17 protein-coding genes are annotated in these 16,680 nt (G+C 68.0%); 6 read left to right on the top strand and 11 right to left on the bottom strand.

The window, feature by feature from the left end; translation table 11 throughout:
- Together xseA and G6028_RS03610 are read right to left on the bottom strand one after the other, a co-directional pair.
- A partial coding sequence (gene xseA / locus G6028_RS03615; RefSeq protein ID WP_182658065.1) for an exodeoxyribonuclease VII large subunit occupies window positions 1–867 on the bottom strand: 867 nt, incomplete at its 3' end.
- On the bottom strand, window positions 864–1,247 hold the full coding sequence (locus tag G6028_RS03610; protein ID WP_182639912.1) for a hypothetical protein: 384 nt from the start codon (window positions 1,245–1,247) through the stop codon (window positions 864–866). The genes G6028_RS03610 and xseA, both read right to left, overlap by 4 nt.
- A 72-nt stretch (window positions 1,248–1,319) precedes the next feature.
- Here G6028_RS03610 and G6028_RS03605 point away from each other — a divergent pair, with 72 nt between their 5' ends.
- Complete coding sequence (locus tag G6028_RS03605) at window positions 1,320–2,300, top strand: 4-hydroxy-3-methylbut-2-enyl diphosphate reductase (protein WP_179525649.1); 981 nt, start codon at window positions 1,320–1,322, stop codon at window positions 2,298–2,300.
- 30 nt (window positions 2,301–2,330) lie between these two features.
- Here G6028_RS03605 and G6028_RS03600 read toward each other — a convergent pair whose 3' ends face one another.
- Window positions 2,331–2,822, bottom strand: coding sequence for a DUF6542 domain-containing protein (locus tag G6028_RS03600; protein WP_182658064.1), 492 nt, complete (start codon window positions 2,820–2,822; stop codon window positions 2,331–2,333).
- A gap of 11 nt (window positions 2,823–2,833) precedes the next feature.
- Complete coding sequence (locus G6028_RS03595) at window positions 2,834–4,348, bottom strand: AI-2E family transporter (protein ID WP_182658063.1); 1,515 nt, start codon at window positions 4,346–4,348, stop codon at window positions 2,834–2,836.
- 99 nt (window positions 4,349–4,447) lie between these two features.
- Here G6028_RS03595 and ychF point away from each other — a divergent pair, with 99 nt between their 5' ends.
- The gene (gene ychF, locus G6028_RS03590; RefSeq protein WP_182658062.1) at window positions 4,448–5,527 is read left to right on the top strand and encodes a redox-regulated ATPase YchF; all 1,080 of its coding nucleotides are present in this window, start codon (window positions 4,448–4,450) and stop codon (window positions 5,525–5,527) included.
- Between the two features lie 70 nt (window positions 5,528–5,597).
- On the opposite strand, the gene G6028_RS03585 is transcribed toward ychF, so the two are convergent.
- Window positions 5,598–6,635, bottom strand: a complete 1,038-nt coding sequence (locus G6028_RS03585) for a methionine synthase (RefSeq protein WP_182658066.1) — start codon at window positions 6,633–6,635, stop codon at window positions 5,598–5,600.
- A gap of 20 nt (window positions 6,636–6,655) precedes the next feature.
- Window positions 6,656–7,648, bottom strand: coding sequence for a putative oxygenase MesX (locus tag G6028_RS03580; protein WP_182658061.1), 993 nt, complete (start codon window positions 7,646–7,648; stop codon window positions 6,656–6,658).
- A gap of 125 nt (window positions 7,649–7,773) precedes the next feature.
- Between G6028_RS03580 and G6028_RS03575 the strand changes: the two genes are divergently transcribed.
- The gene (locus G6028_RS03575; protein ID WP_182658060.1) at window positions 7,774–8,721 is read left to right on the top strand and encodes a LysR family transcriptional regulator; all 948 of its coding nucleotides are present in this window, start codon (window positions 7,774–7,776) and stop codon (window positions 8,719–8,721) included.
- Window positions 8,722–8,860: 139 nt separating this feature from the next.
- Window positions 8,861–9,388 carry a DUF1877 family protein gene (locus tag G6028_RS03570; RefSeq protein WP_182641053.1) on the top strand — a complete coding sequence of 176 codons (528 nt, stop codon included), beginning with the start codon at window positions 8,861–8,863 and terminating at the stop codon, window positions 9,386–9,388.
- 166 nt (window positions 9,389–9,554) lie between these two features.
- Here G6028_RS03570 and G6028_RS03565 read toward each other — a convergent pair whose 3' ends face one another.
- Entirely contained in the window at window positions 9,555–10,127 is a 573-nt protein-coding gene (locus tag G6028_RS03565; RefSeq protein WP_182658059.1) for a YdeI/OmpD-associated family protein, read from the bottom strand.
- Window positions 10,128–10,212: 85 nt separating this feature from the next.
- Here G6028_RS03565 and G6028_RS03560 point away from each other — a divergent pair, with 85 nt between their 5' ends.
- Window positions 10,213–10,881 (top strand): mismatch-specific DNA-glycosylase, encoded by a 669-nt coding sequence (locus G6028_RS03560; RefSeq protein ID WP_179525640.1) that lies wholly within the window; start codon window positions 10,213–10,215, stop codon window positions 10,879–10,881.
- Window positions 10,882–10,913: 32 nt separating this feature from the next.
- Here G6028_RS03560 and G6028_RS03555 read toward each other — a convergent pair whose 3' ends face one another.
- The 4 genes from G6028_RS03555 to G6028_RS03540 all read right to left on the bottom strand — a co-directional run bounded on the left by G6028_RS03555 (window position 10,914) and on the right by G6028_RS03540 (window position 15,395).
- Window positions 10,914–11,435 carry a nucleoside deaminase gene (locus G6028_RS03555; protein WP_182658058.1) on the bottom strand — a complete coding sequence of 174 codons (522 nt, stop codon included), beginning with the start codon at window positions 11,433–11,435 and terminating at the stop codon, window positions 10,914–10,916.
- A gap of 33 nt (window positions 11,436–11,468) precedes the next feature.
- The gene (locus G6028_RS03550; protein WP_241730510.1) at window positions 11,469–12,584 is read right to left on the bottom strand and encodes a Rossmann-fold NAD(P)-binding domain-containing protein; all 1,116 of its coding nucleotides are present in this window, start codon (window positions 12,582–12,584) and stop codon (window positions 11,469–11,471) included.
- A 220-nt stretch (window positions 12,585–12,804) separates the two neighbouring features.
- Window positions 12,805–13,011 carry a dodecin gene (locus tag G6028_RS03545; protein WP_182611284.1) on the bottom strand — a complete coding sequence of 69 codons (207 nt, stop codon included), beginning with the start codon at window positions 13,009–13,011 and terminating at the stop codon, window positions 12,805–12,807.
- 149 nt (window positions 13,012–13,160) lie between these two features.
- The gene (locus tag G6028_RS03540) at window positions 13,161–15,395 is read right to left on the bottom strand and encodes an NADP-dependent isocitrate dehydrogenase (protein WP_179525636.1); all 2,235 of its coding nucleotides are present in this window, start codon (window positions 15,393–15,395) and stop codon (window positions 13,161–13,163) included.
- A 327-nt stretch (window positions 15,396–15,722) separates the two neighbouring features.
- On the opposite strand from G6028_RS03540, the gene G6028_RS03535 reads away from it, so the two are divergent.
- Window positions 15,723–16,499, top strand: a complete 777-nt coding sequence (locus G6028_RS03535; protein WP_179525635.1) for an isocitrate lyase/PEP mutase family protein — start codon at window positions 15,723–15,725, stop codon at window positions 16,497–16,499.
- Window positions 16,500–16,680: the final 181 nt, after the last annotated feature.

The following is a 16,680-nucleotide window of genomic DNA, read 5'->3' as shown; positions in this document are numbered from 1 at the left end:
GGTCCGGGCGCGGGCCTCGACGATCCGGCGACGCTCCTCGGCGACGTCCGGGACCACCCGCTTGGCGGCGTCGGTGGGGGTGGCCGCGCGCAGGTCGGCGACCAGATCGGAGAGCGGCGAGTCCGGCTCGTGTCCGATCGCGCTGACCACGGGCGTGCGACACCGCGAGATCGCCCGCACCAGGGCCTCGTCGGAGAACGGGAGCAGATCCTCGACCGAGCCCCCGCCGCGGGCCAGGATGATCACGTCGACGACCGGGTCGGCGTCGAGGTCCGCCAACGCCTCCAGGATCTGCGGTACGGCCGACGGTCCCTGGACCGCGGTGTTGCGGACGGCGAACCGCACGTCGGGCCACCGACCCCGGGACACCTCGACCACGTCGCGCTCGGCCGCACTCGCGCGGCCGGTCACCAGCCCGACACAGGTCGGCAGGAACGGCAGCGGGCGCTTGAGACGAGGGTCGAACAGCCCCTCGGCGGCCAGGGCCTGCTTGAGCCTCTCGATGCGGGCGAGGAGTTCGCCGATGCCCACCGGGCGGATCTCGGAGACCTGGAGCGAGAACGATCCACGACCGGTGTAGAAGCGGGGCGTTCCCCGGACCACGACCCGGCTGCCCTCGGTGACCGGTACCGGCGCCTCGGAGATGAGGCGGGGCGGGCAGGTGAGGGTCAGCGAATTGTCCACCGAGGGGTCGCGCAGGGTGAGGAACGCCGTCCGGGTGCCCGGGCGCAGGCTGAGCTGGGTGATCTGCCCCTCGACCCAGACGGCGCCGAGACGGTGGATCCAGTTGGCGATCTGGTCCGAGACCACCCGGACCGGCCACGGCTGTTCGGGGCTGCTGGGGGACCTCGTCGCTCCGGCGGTCACGTGGTGCGTGGGGCGACGCGGCCGGTCGGAACGTCGGGCTCGTCGCCGCCGGGACCGCGGTCCCCGCCCGGGCCCACGGCGGTGTCAGCCCCGCCCCCGGCCCCGTCGTCGTCGAGGTCCTCGTCGAAGGTCGCCCACTCCGGCTTGTCCGACCGGGAGGGGAACACCGTCGCGATCACCCGATCGCCCTTGACCGCGAGACCGGCGACGGTCTGGCCGGCGTGCAGGTACGACTGCACCAGGCTGCCGGCGACCTTCACGGGGACCGCGGGCAGCGAGACCGCCGCCTGGAGCGCGCGACCGGGGAGCTCCACGGCGAGCTCCACCGCGGAGGCGGCGACCCCGATGGAGACACGGGTGAGGAAGAACGGACGGAGCATGGGAACCTCTCTGCCGGGGGGCGTCCGGGAGGCGTGATGGTCGGAATCCAGTATGAACCGTACCCTGGTGACATGACCGAGCAGACCGACATGATCGCCGAACCGGCAACCAAGCGAGTGCTCCTCGCGGAACCGCGCGGCTATTGCGCCGGCGTCGACCGGGCAGTCGAGACGGTCGAGAAGGCCCTGGCCAAGCATGGTGCCCCGCTGTACGTCCGCAAGGAGATCGTCCACAACAAGCACGTCGTGGAGTCCTTCACCGACCAGGGCGTGATCTTCGTCGACGAGACCGACGAGGTCCCGCACGGGTCGAACCTGGTGTTCTCCGCCCACGGCGTCTCGCCGGCCGTCCGCGAGAGCGCCCTGCAGCTGGAGCTGAACACCTTCGACGCCACCTGCCCGCTCGTGACCAAGGTCCACACCGAGGTCAAGCGCTTCGCCCGGGAGGGGTACCTGATCCTCCTGGTCGGCCACGAGGGCCACGAGGAGGTCGAGGGGACCGCGGGCGAGGCCCCCGATGTGGTGACCCTGGTCGACGGCCCGGAGTCCGTCGACGCCCTCGACATCCCCGTCGACACCGAGAAGCTGATCTGGCTCTCGCAGACCACGCTCAGCGTGGACGAGACGATGGAGACGGTGCGGCGGCTCAAGGAGAAGTACCCGACGCTGATCGATCCGCCGTCGGACGACATCTGTTACGCCACCCAGAACCGGCAGGTCGCGGTCAAGACGATGGCGCCGCAGTGCGACCTGGTGATCGTGGTGGGCTCCCAGAACTCGTCCAACTCTGTCCGCCTGGTCGAGGTGGCCCTGCAGGCCGGTGCGCGCGACGCACATCTGGTGGACTACGCCAAGGAGATCGACACGTCCTGGTTCGAGGGCGTCACCACGGTGGGGGTGACCTCGGGCGCCTCGGTGCCGGAGTTGCTGGTCCGAGGTGTGGTGGACCTGCTGGCCGACCACGGCTTCAACGACGTCTCCTCGGTGCGGACCGCCCAGGAGACCATCACGTTCTCGCTGCCCCGCGAGCTGCGGGTTCCCAAGAAGGTCTGATCCGCGGGAGCCCCGGGATCCGCGGGAGCCTCAGCGGCGGGCGTGCGCCGGGGCCGCCCGCTGGCGGCGGACGGCCACCGGTCGCGGGCTGCGGGGTTCGAGGACGAACGCCCTGATCAGCGCGATCGCCACCACGACCAGGGTGGTCGTGAGCATCAGCGGGAACCTGGTCGCCAGCGGCAGCACCAGCGAGATCATCTGGGAACGGGAGAAGGCCGCCGCGGTCAGCCCCGCTCCGGCGATCACCGAGGCCATCGGGACGAGCACCGACATGATGAGCGGCGGTTGGATGCCGGCGACGAACAGCGCCCGGCGGGACACCGCCAGCACCGCGACCAGACACCCGAGGAAGTAGCCCACGGTGAAGCCGGTGCCGAGGCCCCCGGAGAACGAGTCGATCGCCACCCCGGTGAGGGTGACGGCCACCGCGAGCAGGACCGCGGACCAGGCCGGCAGGCCCCGAACGGTCGAGACGACGGACCTCTCGTCCGCCGGGACCCGTCCGCTCCTCCGTGTGCTCACAGGATGAGACTCTAACTCTCGAGTCGGCGAGCGAGGAATCTGCCGAAGCGCCGCAGCGCGTTGGGCTTGCTCTCCGAGGGCGAGGGTCGGTTACCGTACACGGCCTTCGGGTCGACGGGCCCCGTGGGAGGATTCGCCTGGTCGGCGGACGGATCGTCGGCATCCGGATCCGGCGGGACCACCTCGTCGTCGTCGAGTTCGAGGGTTCCCACGACCGAATCGCCCGGCCCGGTCGCACCGACGGACCCGCTGTCCGGGGCCCCGTGGACCGGTCCCGGTCGGGTGTCCTTGATCCCCGCCATGATGGCGCTGCTGCTCTTGCGCAGCGGCGCGAACCGCGAGCTCGACATCTCGCCGAGCCAGGCCGTCAGACGTCCCTCGTCGGTGGCGGACACGAGGTCCGACGCGGTGACGTCCCCGGTCCGGAGGTCGATCTGCTCGCCGAGGTACCGGAGCATCACGGCGGCCACCGCCAGGATCGGCACCGCGAGGAATGCCCCGATGATCCCGAACAGGGTGCCACCCGCGGCCACCCCGAGCAGGATGACGACGGGATGCAGGTTCATCGCCCGGGACTGGAGAATGGGCTGGAGGATGTTGCTCTCGAGCTGCTGCACCGCGATGATCACGACCAGCACGATGATCGCGGTGGTCAGGCCGTTGGCCACCAGCGCGATGAGCACCGCCAGCGCACCGGCGGTGAACGCACCGACGATGGGGATGAACCCGGCCAGGAAGGTGATGACCGCCAGCGCCCACGCCAGCGGCACGCCCAGGATGACGAGCGCCAGGCCGATGAAGAAGGCGTCCACGAACGAGACGATCGCCTGGGCGCGGATGTAGCCGCCGAGGGTGTTCCAGCTGCGGGTCAGGACCTCGGTGAGGTGGCGACCGGCATTGCGGCCGGCGATCCGACGCACGAACGGCAGGAACCGGGGGCCGTCCTTGATGAAGAAGAACGTGAGCACCAGGACCAGGACGAAGGTGATGAGCAGCGACCCCACCGCGGTCACGCCGGTGAACACGCCGTTCGCGATCTGGTCACCGCGGTCCTGCAGAGTCGAGCTGAGCTGGCCCAGCACGCTGTCGAGCTGCTCGTCCCGGATGTTCAGCGGCGGACCCCGGAGCCAGTCCTGGACCTCTCCGATCGCCTCCGAGGTCTGGTCCGCGAGCTGGACGCTCTGCTCGATGATCGACGGGGCGATCAGCGCCAGGATCCCCGCGACGGCGGCGAGTGATCCGAGGAGCGAGATGAGTGCGGCCAGGGCTTTGGGGACGCCGTGGCGGGTCATCCATCCCGTGGGGGGCCAGAGGACCGTGGCCACGATGAGCGCGAGCAGGATCGGCAGGATGCCCACCCACAGCGCGCCACCGATCTGGCTCAGCAGCCACCCCGCGATGAGCAGGATGGCCAGGCGTAGCGCCCAGTCGGTGACCCACCGTCCGCCGAGACCGATGAGGACGGAGCGGTCGACGTGCTCCTCGTCTGACCCGACTGGAGGAGGCGGTTTCGGCTCGTCACTCATGCCACACATCTTGTCAGAGGTCACGCGGGCGCGCTCCCCGTGACCGGCCGGGGTGGCGGGCAGGGGGCACGGAGGGGGCGGGACGTAGACTCGGGCCTCGTGAGCCTCACCCTCGGAATCGTCGGACTGCCCAACGTCGGTAAGTCGACCCTGTTCAACGCCCTGACGAACAACGACGCGCTAGCCGCCAACTATCCGTTCGCCACGATCGAGCCGAACATCGGTGTCGTGGATCTGCCGGATCCCCGCCTGGCCCGACTGGCCGAGATCTTCGGCTCCGAGCGGATCCTGCCGGCGGTCGTGTCGTTCGTGGACATCGCCGGCATCGTCAAGGGCGCCAGCACCGGCGAGGGCATGGGCAACAAGTTCCTCGCCAACATCCGCGAGGCCGAGGCCATCTGCCAGGTCGTGCGGGTGTTCGACGACCCGGATGTGATCCACGTGGACGGCAGGGTCGACCCGATGGCCGACATCGAGGTGATCGCCACCGAGCTGATCCTGGCGGACATGGAGACCCTCGAGAAGGCCGTCCCGCGACTCGAGAAGGAGTCCCGCAAGGACAAGTCGCTGCTGCCGCAGCTCGAGGAGATCCGCAAGGCGCAGGCCGTGCTCGAGGACGGCCGGACGCTGTTCAAGGCCCAGGACGAGGTGGACCGCACCCTGCTGCGTGACCTGCACCTGATGACCGCGAAGCCCTTCCTCTACGTCTTCAACGCGGACGAGGCCGTGCTGACCGACGCCGAGCGTCAGGCCGAGCTGCGCGCGGCCGTGGCTCCCGCCGACTGTGTGTTCCTCGACGCCAAGGTCGAGTCCGAACTCCGCGAGTTGGAGGAAGAGGACGCCATGGAGCTGCTCGAGTCGATCGGCCAGGACGAGCCGGGCCTGAACGCGCTCGCCCGCGCCGGCTTCCACACCCTCGGGCTGCAGACCTACCTCACCGCCGGGCCCAAGGAGTCGCGCGCCTGGACGATCCGCAAGGGCGACACCGCCCCCAAGGCCGCCGGCGTGATCCATACCGACTTCGAGAAGGGCTTCATCAAGGCCGAGATCGTGTCGTTCGCCGACCTCGATGCTGCCGGTTCCATGGCCGCCGCCAAGGCCGCCGGCAAGGTGCGCATGGAGGGCAAGGACTACGTGATGGCCGACGGCGACGTGGTGGAGTTCCGCTTCAACGTGTGATCCTCGGCGCTTCAGCGAGGGCCCCGTCTGCCTTGGCAGGCGGGGCCGCCGGCGTTCTCAGACCGATAGGTCAGGCCTTGGCGGCCGATAGCTCCTCACGAACGATGCGAGCACCCGCGCTGAGCGAGCTCAACTTCGCCAGTGCGATGTCCCGGGATAAGGGCGCCATGCCGCAGTTGGAGCTCGGCAGGAGTCTGTCCTCGTCGACGAACTGCAGGGCGTTGCGGAGCGTGGCCGCGACCTCCTCCGGAGTCTCGACCTTCTCGTTGGCCACGTCGATCGCCCCGAGCATGACCTTCTTGCCGCGGACCAGTTCGACGAGGTCGATCGGGACACGGGAGTTGTGGCACTCCAGGGAGATGATGTCGATGCTGGACTGCTGCAGGAGGGGGAACGACTCCTCGTACTGGCGCCATTCCGAACCGAGGGTGGCCTTCCAGTCGGTGTTCGCCTTGATCCCGTAGCCGTAGCAGATGTGCACCGCGGTCTCCGCGCGTAATCCCTCCGCCGCCCTTTCCAGCGTCGCCACGCCCCAGTCCTTCACTTCATCGGAGTAGACGTTGAACGCGGGCTCGTCGAACTGGATGATGTCGACCCCCGCAGCCTCCAGGTCTCGTGCCTCCTGGTTGAGGATAGTCGCGAACTCCCACGCCAACTTCTCGCGACTGGAGTAGTGGCCGTCGTAGAGCGTGTCGATCATCGTCATGGGGCCGGGGAGTGCCCACTTGATCGGCCGATCGGTCTGCTGTCGTAGGAATTTCGCGTCGTCGACGAAGACCGGCGTGGAGCGGCGCACGTCACCGACGACGGTAGGCACACTCGCGTCATAGCGATTGCGGATCCGAACCGTCTCGCGCTGCTCGAAGTCGACCCCGTCGAGATGCTCGATGAACGTCGTGACGAAGTGCTGACGGGTCTGCTCGCCGTCACTGACGATGTCGATTCCGCGATCGCTCTGCTCCTTCACGGCAATACGCAGAGCGTCCTGCTTACCCTCGACCAACTCATCGCCCTGCAACCTCCAGGGCGCCCAGAGGGTTTCAGGCTGGGCGAGCCACGAGGGCTTGGGCAGGCTGCCGACGGTGGACGTGGGCAGGATCTGGTTCATGGTCGACTTTCCTCCGGTGGTCATCCGACGAGGACGGGGTGGTGGGCGGCCCACTGCTCGAGGAGTTCGCGGTGGGGCTCCACAAGGTGGTCTTCGGTGTACTTGCCCTGCTTCTTCGCGAGCTGACTGCGCTCGACACGGTCGTAGATGATCGGGGTGGGCGAGTAGTCCTTCTGTTCCAGGGTCGGTCGGTAGATCTCTGCGGCGGGGGAGGTCGCGTTGTAGATCTCCGGCCGATAGATCCGCTGGAAGGTCTCCATGACGCTCACCGTGCCTATGAGCTGCAGGTCGGTGTAGTCGCTGAGCAGATCGCCTCGGAAGTAGAACGCGAGCGGGGCGACTCCGCCGGGCGGCAGGAAATACCTGACCTGGAGCCCCATCTTGTGGAAGTACTCGTCGGTCAACGAATAGTCGTCCTGCTGGTACTCGACACCGAGGGTCGGATGGTGGTGTCCGGTCCGGCGGTAGGTCCGGCTCGTGGACACACTGATGCAGATCACGGGATCCACCTCGAAGCGCTCCCGGTAGGCCTCGGAGTCGAGGAAGTGCTGGAACAACTTGCCGTGCAGGTCGCCGAAGTCGCCGGGCACGGTGAACTCGGAGCTTCCCTCGTTGACGGCTGGCAGCCGAACGCTGAAGTCGAAATCGCGGACGTAGGACGAGAAGTTGTTCCCGACGATCCCGGGGATGCGGGCTCCGGTGTCCCGGTCGACGATCTGCATGTCCAGTACCTCGAGCAGGGGGAACCGGTGTTCCGCGCCCTTCGAGTGGAACTGCAGCTCGGCGGAGACGATCTCGAGCTCGACGGAGTAGCGGTCCCCGGTCGGATTGTCCCGGCGTGCGAGGTCATTGAACCGATGGTTGATCATCGACAGGGTTCGGCGGAGGTTCTGCTGACGGTGCTCGCCTCGGGCCAGGTTCGCGAAGTTCGTGGTGGTTCGGGAGTTCTCCGACGGTGAGTAGTTCTCGTCGAAGCTGGTGGTGGTGATGCGATATGTGAATTCGTTCGACATGTGCGTCCCGTTCGGGTCGTGATCGGCCGGGCTCGGCGCGGCGGAAAGTCTGTGCCTCCATCCTGCAGTCCCAGTTCAGGTATCGGGTAACTACCATTTGGTATGGGTTTGTATAGCCTTGAGCTATGCGTCGAGAATCCAGGGGAATCACCCTCCAGCAGCTGCACTACTTCATCGAGGTCGCGGCGGAAGGCTCGATCACCGGCGCTGCGGAGCTGCTCTATGTCGCCCAGCCGACCATGTCCGCCTCCATGAAGGACCTGGAGAACAGAGTGGGGCGCACCCTCCTCGTCCGATCCGCCCGAGGAGTGACGCTGACCGGCGAGGGAGCGGAGTTCCTCGGCTACGCCAGGCAGGTGGTCGAGCAGATGTCCCTACTGGAGCAGCGCTACCTCGGTCAGCCGCCGTCCCGCCGACTGCTCGGGGTGTCGGCGCAGCACTACTCGTTCGTGGTCGAGGCGTTCATCCGGATGGTGCGATCAGGCGAGGCGGAACAGTACGAGTTCTCGCTTCGTGAGACGCGAACCTGGGACATCATCGAGGATGTCCGGACCCTCCGCAGCGAGGTGGGTGTGCTCTACCGGAACGACTTCAACCGGAAGGTCATCGACAAGCTCCTCCGCGATTCCGGCCTGGTCTTCCACCCACTCTTCGCAGCGCTGCCGCACATCTTCATCTCCAGGCAGAACCCGTTGGCATCCCGGGAACGCGTCACCCTCGACGATCTCGCGGACCTGCCCAGGCTCACTTTTGACCAGGGCGCGAACAATTCGTTCTACTTCGCTGAGGAGATCCTCTCCACCCGGTCGAGTAAGAGAGAGATCAGGGTCTCCGACCGCGCGACCATCTTCAACCTCATGATCGGTCTCGACGGGTACACGATCTCCACCGGAATCATCAGCGACGACCTCGATCCGGAGATCGTCGCCATCCCGCTCGACGTAGACGAGAGCATCGAGATCGGCTGGATCAGCCATTCCGGGATCCCGCTCACTGCGCAGGCGCAGCGCTACCTCGCCGAGGTGCGGGCCGTTGTCGCCGACTACGGGATCGAGCTGCTCGACTCCCCGTGAATCCGGCTGACGCTATGCCTCTACACCGTCGCCGAGAAACTTCGGAGGTTTTTCACAGGCGAAGATCATCCGCGATTGTTGTCCACAGATCGATGTGGAGGGCTTACCGGATCCCTGGTGGCGGTTGGATGCTGGACACATGGGAATCCGCTATTACGCATACGCCTTCGACGCCGAGATCACGCAGGCGGTGCTCTCCGACCCACGGGCTCACATCAGTCCGGACCCGTTCGCGGACGCCGTCGGTCTGCCCCACGGCTTCACCATGGGTACGACCGACTTTCAGCAGGGGCCTGCGGAGGAAGACATGCTCTACCTCGACAAGGCGTGGAGAAATCTCCAGAGGATGTCGGAGCCGTCCGACCCAGCCGAAGAGCCCAGGCCGGCATACCGGATGTTCGAAGGAGAGGTGACACCTCTAGACGGCTGGGAGGCGTGGCTGCCGTGGGTGAGAGCGATCCCGCCCGGAGACGTCGCCCGGATAGCCGACGATCTGGACGCGATCACCCGCGCGGACTTTGTCCCCTGGTTCACCCGCCACAACAGCGACTCGGTCGGAGAAGTGGAATCGGAAGCGCAGTACGTGAAGTTCCACCTGGGCCGGGCGAGACGTTTCCTCCGCGCACTAGAGAAATCGGGCCGGGGTTTCGCCTACATGATCGGCTAGCGAGAGCTCGAGCGTCATCGGCTGCAACCGTCGGCCGGCCCCGAACACTGGGAGTGGAGATCCTCCCAGGTCCTTGCGGAGAGGGATCGCGTCCCGTGCGCGGGGCGTCTCGCCGTGGCGACTGCCGCCCTCGTCGTCGTCACATCATGTCGCGTGGGGGACCTGATCACGGTGACGTGAGCCGGGAGATCAGCCGTCCGACCTGTCGCTCGAGGGTGGCGTCGTCCCGGGCGATCAGGAGTGGGTGGATCGCGCTGTAGCGCTCGGCGCGGGTGAGTCGGGCGAAGGCGGCCCCGGCGGCCGGCGTCGCCTCGAGCGCGGTCACGAGGACCTCGGGGAGCTGTGCTGACGCGGCGCCGGCGTAGGCGCGGTCCCAGCGGCCGTCGGACCTCGCCCGCTCGATCTCGGCGACGCCTCGCGCCCGGAGCCTCTGTTCCTCGGAGAGGCGGGTGACGATCTCGACGTTCCGCAGTGACCAGATGGAACGCGCGCGGCGGGGGGTGAACCGTTGCACGAACGTCTTCTCGTCGTGCGACCTGCGCTGCCCGTCGATCCACCCGCTGCACAGCGCCTCCTCGAGCGCCTCCTGATAGGAGAGCGAGGTGGGGGAGGTGACCCCCTTCTTGGCGAGCATCAGCCAGGTCCCGTCGCAGCTCTCGTCGTTCGTGATCAGCCACTCGCGCCACCGGTCGACGTTCGCCACGATCAACGGTGCGTCAGGGCTGTCCGTCGGGCTCATGGTCCCAGCCTGTCAGGTGAAGAGGCCTGAGTGTGTCCTCTATGCGTCGCGCCCGCCCGGTCAGGTGCCGCGCTAACCTCGCACCATGGCTGAGATCGTCGTGACCGGCATCCCGCGGCGTCCCTCTCCGTCGGGCGGGCGCCGCCCGAAGCGCGACGAGCTCGCCCGGTTCGCCACTGAGGATCCGCACGGGGTCGACGATGTCCTGCCCACTGACGACGAGAGCCTGCGGTTGCTCATCGTCGGGGTGAACCCGGGCTTGTGGACGGCGGCCGTCAACGCGCCGTTCGCGAGACCCGGGAACCGGTTCTGGCCGTCACTGCACCGGGCGGGGTTGACCGACCACGTCATCGATGCCGCCACCGGGTTCTCGGCCGCGGACGAACAGCAGTTGCTCTCGCGGGGCATCGGGATGACGAACCTCGTCGGCCGCGCGACCGCCCGAGCCGACGAGCTCACCCGTGAGGAGCTGCGTGCGGGTGCGGTGCGCGTGGCCACGCTCGCCGGGGAGCTGCGCCCGGCGGTCGTCGCCGTCGCGGGGATCACCGCCTTCCGAACTGCTTTCGCGCGACCGAAGGCCGGCTACGGGGAGCAGGACACCTCGGAGGTACCGGGGTGGCCCGGTGGCGTGGTGCTGTGGGTGCTGCCGCAACCCAGCGGGTTGAACGCGCACGAGACCCTCGACTCCCTGGCCGCGCACTGGCGGGAGGTCTGGGGTGCGGTGGAGAGGACCGGGGACCCCGGTGCACGCTGAACCGGCCCGTCGTCACCCGACTTCCGGCGACGTCATCCGTCGTTACTCCGTCGACCGGCCCGGAAGGACCTCTCGACCAGCACTCTGATCTCCTCCGCCAGCGCGGGGACCGGACCGGAAACGGGGAGTCCCGGGACCACGTCGGTGATCCCGAGCGGGGCGAGCGGCCCGGGTGCCACGCCGAGATCGGCTTTCCAGCCCGCGTACTGGGCCCCGCTGGAGGCGAAGACGATGCGCCCGAGGCCCACGAACGCGTGGGCGGCGCTGCACATCGCGCAGTGCTCGCCCGAGGTGTACACGACACTGGACGCCCGCTCCTCGGGCTGCATGTTCTCCGCCGCCCAGCGGGCGATCGTGAACTCCGGATGTCTGGTGGCGTCCCTACTCGATTCGCGGTTACGGTCCGCGAACCGCACCTCGCCGGCCTCGTCGACCAGCACAGAGGGGAACAGTTTGTCCCCCGCCGCCAGCGCCTGCCCCGCGAGGTCCACACAGGTGCGGAGATGGACGAGGTCGTCGGCCCCGACGGGGCGGGGGTCGGACGTGGTGGTCACGGTGCCTCCTGGAAGAGTCTGCTCCCCGCGGGGTTACGAGCTGCCGCCGACGCGCGCGTGCGGGAAGTCGGCGGCACGCCCCTGGAACGCCAGGATATGCGGGTTCTCGATGACTCCCTCGCGGATCTCAATGGCGCGGGAGATGGTGAGGTCCTCATCCCATGCGGCCGGCCCCTCCATGACCGTCCGCAGGAAGGGCAGGAGCGCCTCGCTGATCTCCCACGTCGCCGAGTTCCACAGGTAGGACGGACTGTGGTCGACGGCGTAGTAGTGCACACCCTGCCCGACGGTGAACATCGGGTCCTCGAACCCCGTGGGCACGGCCCACTCGAAGCCCATGCCGGCGTCGCACGAGACGTCGATGATGAGGCTGCCGGCAGCGAACTCCTCGAGATCCACGGTCCGCAGGTAGGTCAACGGGGCTGTGACGTCCTGGAGAGTGCAGTTCACCACGATGTCGTGCGAGGCGAGGAACGTGGGGAGCAGGACGTCGCCGTCCTCGGTGGGAACCGTGCTGAGGTGGGTCGCGCCCTCGTCGGTGTTGAGCTGGGTGATGTGGGCGCTGTGGATCGGCGACCCCACCGCCGTTGCCCCCCGCTGGGTGAGGACCTGGATGTCGTGGATCCCGTGGGCGTTCAGGGCGGTGACGGCCCCGCGCGCTGTGGCGCCGAACCCGATCACCACCGCGCTCAGCCGGGGCCCGTAGTTGCCGGTGGACCCCGTGAGGCTCAGGGCGTGAAGGACCGAGCAGTACCCGGCGAGCTCGTTGTTCTTGTGGAGCACGTGCAGACTGAAGTCGCCCTGCCGGGTCCAGTGGTTCATCGACTCGAAGGCGATGAGGGTGAGCCGACGGTCGATCGCGGTCTGCGTCAACCCGGTGTCCTGCACACAGTGCGGCCAGCCCCACAGGACGCGACCCTCCGGGATCTCGGCCATCTCTCCCAGCTGGGGTTTCGGGAGCAGCAGCACGTCAGCGGAGTCGATCACCTCGGCGCGCTCCGCCACCCTCCCCACGCGCGACTCGACAAAGCCGGGATCGAGTTGGAAGTCGGCGGCGTAGCCGCGTTCGACGATCATGCGTGCGCGGAGGTCCGGCTCGATCCGGTCCAGGTGCCGGGGATGTATCGGGAGTCGACGCTCGTTCTCCATGGTGGAGCTCGCGAGCAGACCGAGGCTGAGGAGTTCGCCTCCCGGGGAGGCACCATCGCCAGTGGCGGCGGAGGTGGTGGCGGGCGGGTGAGCGGTTCCGGTCATCCGGACTCCCATCATCAGGGAACCGAATCCAGCTCCTGGTCCGACTATATGCGGCCGGACACGGGAGCGGCCCGGCGCCGAGCGGGAGCGGCCCGCGGGATAGGTCCGATGACGCTCAGGACTCGTGCCGGAACCCGACCTTGATGGTCACCTGCCAGTGGGCCACCCGGTCGCCGTCCAGCTTCCCGCGGACGGACTGCACCTCGAACCACTCGAGGTTGCGGAGAGTCTTGGAGGCCTCGGCGACCGCGTTGGCGATCGCGGCATCCGTTCCTTCGGGGGAGGAGCCGACGATCTCGGTGACGCTGTAGACGTGGTTCATGGTGCCCTCCAGGTTGTGTGACCTGGCTCACTCTATCGCGGCGCGTGCCCTCACCGGGCCGAATGACACCGGACCCGACGACACCGGGCCGAATGACACCGCACCCACCGGCGCGCGGCCGATGGGTGCGGTGAGGCGGGCGGGTCGGATCAGTTGCCGAGGCTCGCGAGCGCGGAGTTGAACGTCTCGCTCGGGCGCATGGCCTCCCGCAGCTTGTCGACGGAGGGCTGGAAGTAGCCTCCCAGCTCGACCTTGGAGCCCTGGACCGACAGCAGCTCCTCGAGGATGGTGTCCTTGTCCGCGGTCAGCTTCTCCGCCAGCGGAGCGAAGTGCGCCGCCAGGTCCCGGTCCTCGGTCTGCGCGGCCAGCTCCTGGGCCCAGTACAGCGCGAGCCAGAACTGGCTGCCCCGGTTGTCGAGCTCACCGGTGACGCGGGACGGTCCCTTCCGGTTCTCCAGCAGCTTGCCGGTCGCCGTGTCGAGCGTCTTGGCCAGGATCGTGGCCTTGGGGTTGTCGTCCTTCCGGCCGAGGTCGTCCAGGCTGGCCCCCAGCGCGAGGAACTCGCCGAGCGAGTCCCAACGCAGGTGGTTCTCCTCCACCAGCTGCTGGACGTGCTTCGGCGCCGATCCGCCCGCGCCGGTCTCGTACAGTCCACCGCCCGCCATCAGGGGCACGATCGACAGCATCTTGGCGCTGGTACCGAGCTCGAGGATCGGGAACAGGTCGGTGAGGTAGTCGCGCAGGATGTTGCCGGTCACCGAGATGGTGTCCAGGCCCCTCCACGCGCGCTCGAGGGTGTAGCGCATGGCACGCACCTGGGACATGATCTGGATGTCCAGGCCCTCGGTGTCGTGGTCGGCGAGGTACTTCTTCACCAGGGTGATCAGGTTGTTCTCGTGCGGGCGGTACGGGTCGAGCCAGAAGACGGCCGGCATCTCCGAGGCGCGCGCACGGTCCACGGCGAGCTTCACCCAGTCGCGGATCGGCGCGTCCTTGACGGTGCACATGCGCCAGATGTCGCCGGCCTCGACGTCCTGGGAGAGCAGGACCTCGCCGGTGGCGGCGTCGACGATGTTGGCGACGCCGTCGTACTGGACCTCGAAGGTCTTGTCGTGGCTGCCGTACTCCTCGGCCTTCTGCGCCATGAGACCGACGTTCGGCACGGTGCCCATCGTGGTGGGATCGAACGCCCCGTTGGTCTTGCAGAAGTTGATGATCTCCTGGTAGATCCGCGCGAACGTGGACTCCGGGATGACCGCCTTGGTGTCCTTCTTGCGGCCGTCGGCGCCGTACATCTTCCCGCCGATGCGGATCATCGCGGGCATCGACGCGTCGACGATGATGTCCGAGGGCGAGTGGAAGTTGGTGATGCCGCGGGCGGAGTCGACCATCGCCAGTTCCGGCCGGTGCTCGTGGCACCGGTGCAGATCCTCGATGATCTCCTCCTTCTTGGAGGACGGGAGCGTCTCGATCTTGTCGTACAGGTCGACCATGCCGTTGTTGACGTTGATCCCGAGCTCGTCGAACAGGTCGTGGTGCTTGTCGAAGGCCTCCTTGTAGAAGACCCTCACCGCGTGGCCGAACACGATGGGGTGGCTGACCTTCATCATGGTCGCCTTGACGTGGAGCGAGAACATGACGCCGGTCTCCTTGGCGTCGTTCAGCTGCTCCTCGTAGAACTCCAGGAGCGCCTTCTTGCTCATGAACATGGAGTCGACGACCTCGCCGGCCTCGAGGGGCACCGTCTTGAGGACGTGGGTCTCGCCGTCCGGCGTCACCACCTCCATGCGCGCATCGCAGGCGCGATCGAGGATGATCGACTTCTCGCCGGCGTAGAAGTCGCCGTGCGTCATGTGTGCGACGTGGGTCTGCGACGCCATCGACCACTTGCCCATCGAATGCGGGTTGGCCCGGGCGTACTCCTTGACCGCCTTCGGGGCGCGGCGGTCCGAGTTGCCCTGGCGGAGCACCGGGTTCACGGCGCTGCCCAGACACGCGGAGAGTCGCTCGGCGACCTCGATCTCCTCGGGGGTCTGCGGGTCGTACGGGTACTTGGGGATGTCGTAGCCCTTGGCCTGGAGTTCCGCGATGGCGGTGTTCAGCTGGGGGACCGAGGCGCTGATGTTGGGAAGCTTGATGATGTTGGTGCCCGGTTCCTGGGTCATCTGTCCCAGTTCGGCCAGGTTGTCGGGAACCTTCTGTTCGTCGGTCAACCGATCCGGGAAGGCGGCCAGGATGCGGGCGGCCACCGAGATGTCGCTCGTCGTGACATCGATGTCGGCGGCGTCGGTAAAGGTGCGGACGACCGGGAGGAACGCCTCCGTCGCCAGTCGTGGGGCCTCATCGGTGAGGGTGTAGATGATCGTCGTTCTGCCTGGGGTCATGTCGGCTCTTTTCTTTTCAGGCTGATCGTGTTCTTGTGGAACGGCATCAGCACGCCTGCACCATCATCACCCGAGTCGGGCCGGCGTGGCCAGAACCCCCCGGTGTGGTCGATCGGTGCACGTGCGCGGTTGTGTGATCGTCTCGGCGTCACCCTGCACTGTGGCCCACGACGCACGCGTCCGCGGCGTTTTCCGGCGGCGGGGACCCCGACCGGGGCGTCCCGGGCCGGGCCGTCCCCGCGGGGCGGGCGCGTTCCGGCGGTGTCGCGTCCGTCCCATCAGGCCTAGTGTCGAGGGACGACCGCTACTGCCGAGGAGGCGTCGACGATGACCGATGTGGGTGCACGGGCACAGGAACTGGCCGCTCTACACGACTCGGGTGACCTGGTGGTCCTCCCGACCGTCTGGGACACCTGGAGTGCCCGGACCGCCGCGGACGTGGGGTTCCACGGACTCACCGTGGGAAGTCACCCGGTCGCCGACGCCATCGGGAGCGCCGACGGTGAGCGGATGGACTTCGGCGAGTACCTCGGGGTGGTGCGCAGGATCGCCGAGTCGGTCGACATCCCCGTGAGCGCGGACGTGGAGTCCGGGTACGGGCTCGGTCCGGACGAGTTGATCTCGCGGTTGCTCGAGGCAGGGGCGGTGGGGGCCAACATCGAGGATGTGGTCCACGGCGAGGGCGACCGGGTCCGGGACAAGCACGAGCACGCCGACTACATCGCCGGCGCCCGCCGCGCGGCGGATGACGCCGGTGTGCCCTTCGTGATCAACGGCCGCACCGACGCGGTCAAGCTGGGCGGAGAGGTCTTCTCCGATCCGCTCGCCGAGGCGGCCGAGCGCATCGTGCTGATGGAGCAGGCCGGCGCGCGCTCGGTCTACCCGGTGGGGCTGACGTCCGCCGACCAGGTGACCAGACTCGTCGGGGCGGTCTCGATCCCGGTCAACGTGACCGCTCATCCCGTGAAGGGCCACGGCGCAGGGGACCTGGCCGTCCTCAGGAACCTGGGGGTGCGGCGGGTGTCCTTCGGACCGCTGTGGCAGATGTGGCTCACCAAGGTCTCCACCGAGCAGCTGTCCCACTGGATGACCCCCGACCAGTAGGTCGCAGCGGAGCGACCGCCCCGGCAGGCGGTGCGTCGGACGTTCAGTCCGAGGCGCTCGGGCGCCTGCGGCCGGCCTTGGCCTGCGAGCGCCGGCTCTTGGCGTCGAGGCGCCGCAGCCTCGATCCGTAGGTGGGCCGTGTCGGCCGCCGGACGACCTCCGGCGCCAGTGCGTCACGGAG

The organism is Dietzia cercidiphylli (assembly GCF_014145145.1).
In the GTDB taxonomy this organism is placed as follows: Bacteria; Actinomycetota; Actinomycetes; order Mycobacteriales; family Mycobacteriaceae; genus Dietzia; species Dietzia natronolimnaea.
This window is presented reverse-complemented; position numbering and strand designations above follow the sequence as displayed.

Bases quoted from the DNA above. Each gene is read 5' to 3' on its own strand.
- G6028_RS03535 (WP_179525635.1), top strand. From the start codon at position 15,723: ATGACCGATGTGGGTGCACGGGCACAGGAACTGGCCGCTCTACACGAC.
- G6028_RS03545 (WP_182611284.1), bottom strand. From the start codon at position 13,011: ATGAACCACGTCTACAGCGTCACCGAGATCGTCGGCTCCTCCCCCGAA.
- G6028_RS03565 (WP_182658059.1), bottom strand. From the start codon at position 10,127: ATGAGCCCGACGGACAGCCCTGACGCACCGTTGATCGTGGCGAACGTC.
- G6028_RS03550 (WP_241730510.1), bottom strand. From the start codon at position 12,584: ATGGAGAACGAGCGTCGACTCCCGATACATCCCCGGCACCTGGACCGG.
- G6028_RS03560 (WP_179525640.1), top strand. From the start codon at position 10,213: ATGGCTGAGATCGTCGTGACCGGCATCCCGCGGCGTCCCTCTCCGTCG.
- G6028_RS03570 (WP_182641053.1), top strand. From the start codon at position 8,861: ATGGGAATCCGCTATTACGCATACGCCTTCGACGCCGAGATCACGCAG.
- G6028_RS03610 (WP_182639912.1), bottom strand. From the start codon at position 1,247: ATGCTCCGTCCGTTCTTCCTCACCCGTGTCTCCATCGGGGTCGCCGCC.
- G6028_RS03575 (WP_182658060.1), top strand. From the start codon at position 7,774: ATGCGTCGAGAATCCAGGGGAATCACCCTCCAGCAGCTGCACTACTTC.
- G6028_RS03585 (WP_182658066.1), bottom strand. From the start codon at position 6,635: ATGAACCAGATCCTGCCCACGTCCACCGTCGGCAGCCTGCCCAAGCCC.
- G6028_RS03605 (WP_179525649.1), top strand. From the start codon at position 1,320: ATGACCGAGCAGACCGACATGATCGCCGAACCGGCAACCAAGCGAGTG.
- G6028_RS03540 (WP_179525636.1), bottom strand. From the start codon at position 15,395: ATGACCCCAGGCAGAACGACGATCATCTACACCCTCACCGATGAGGCC.
- G6028_RS03595 (WP_182658063.1), bottom strand. From the start codon at position 4,348: ATGAGTGACGAGCCGAAACCGCCTCCTCCAGTCGGGTCAGACGAGGAG.
- G6028_RS03580 (WP_182658061.1), bottom strand. From the start codon at position 7,648: ATGTCGAACGAATTCACATATCGCATCACCACCACCAGCTTCGACGAG.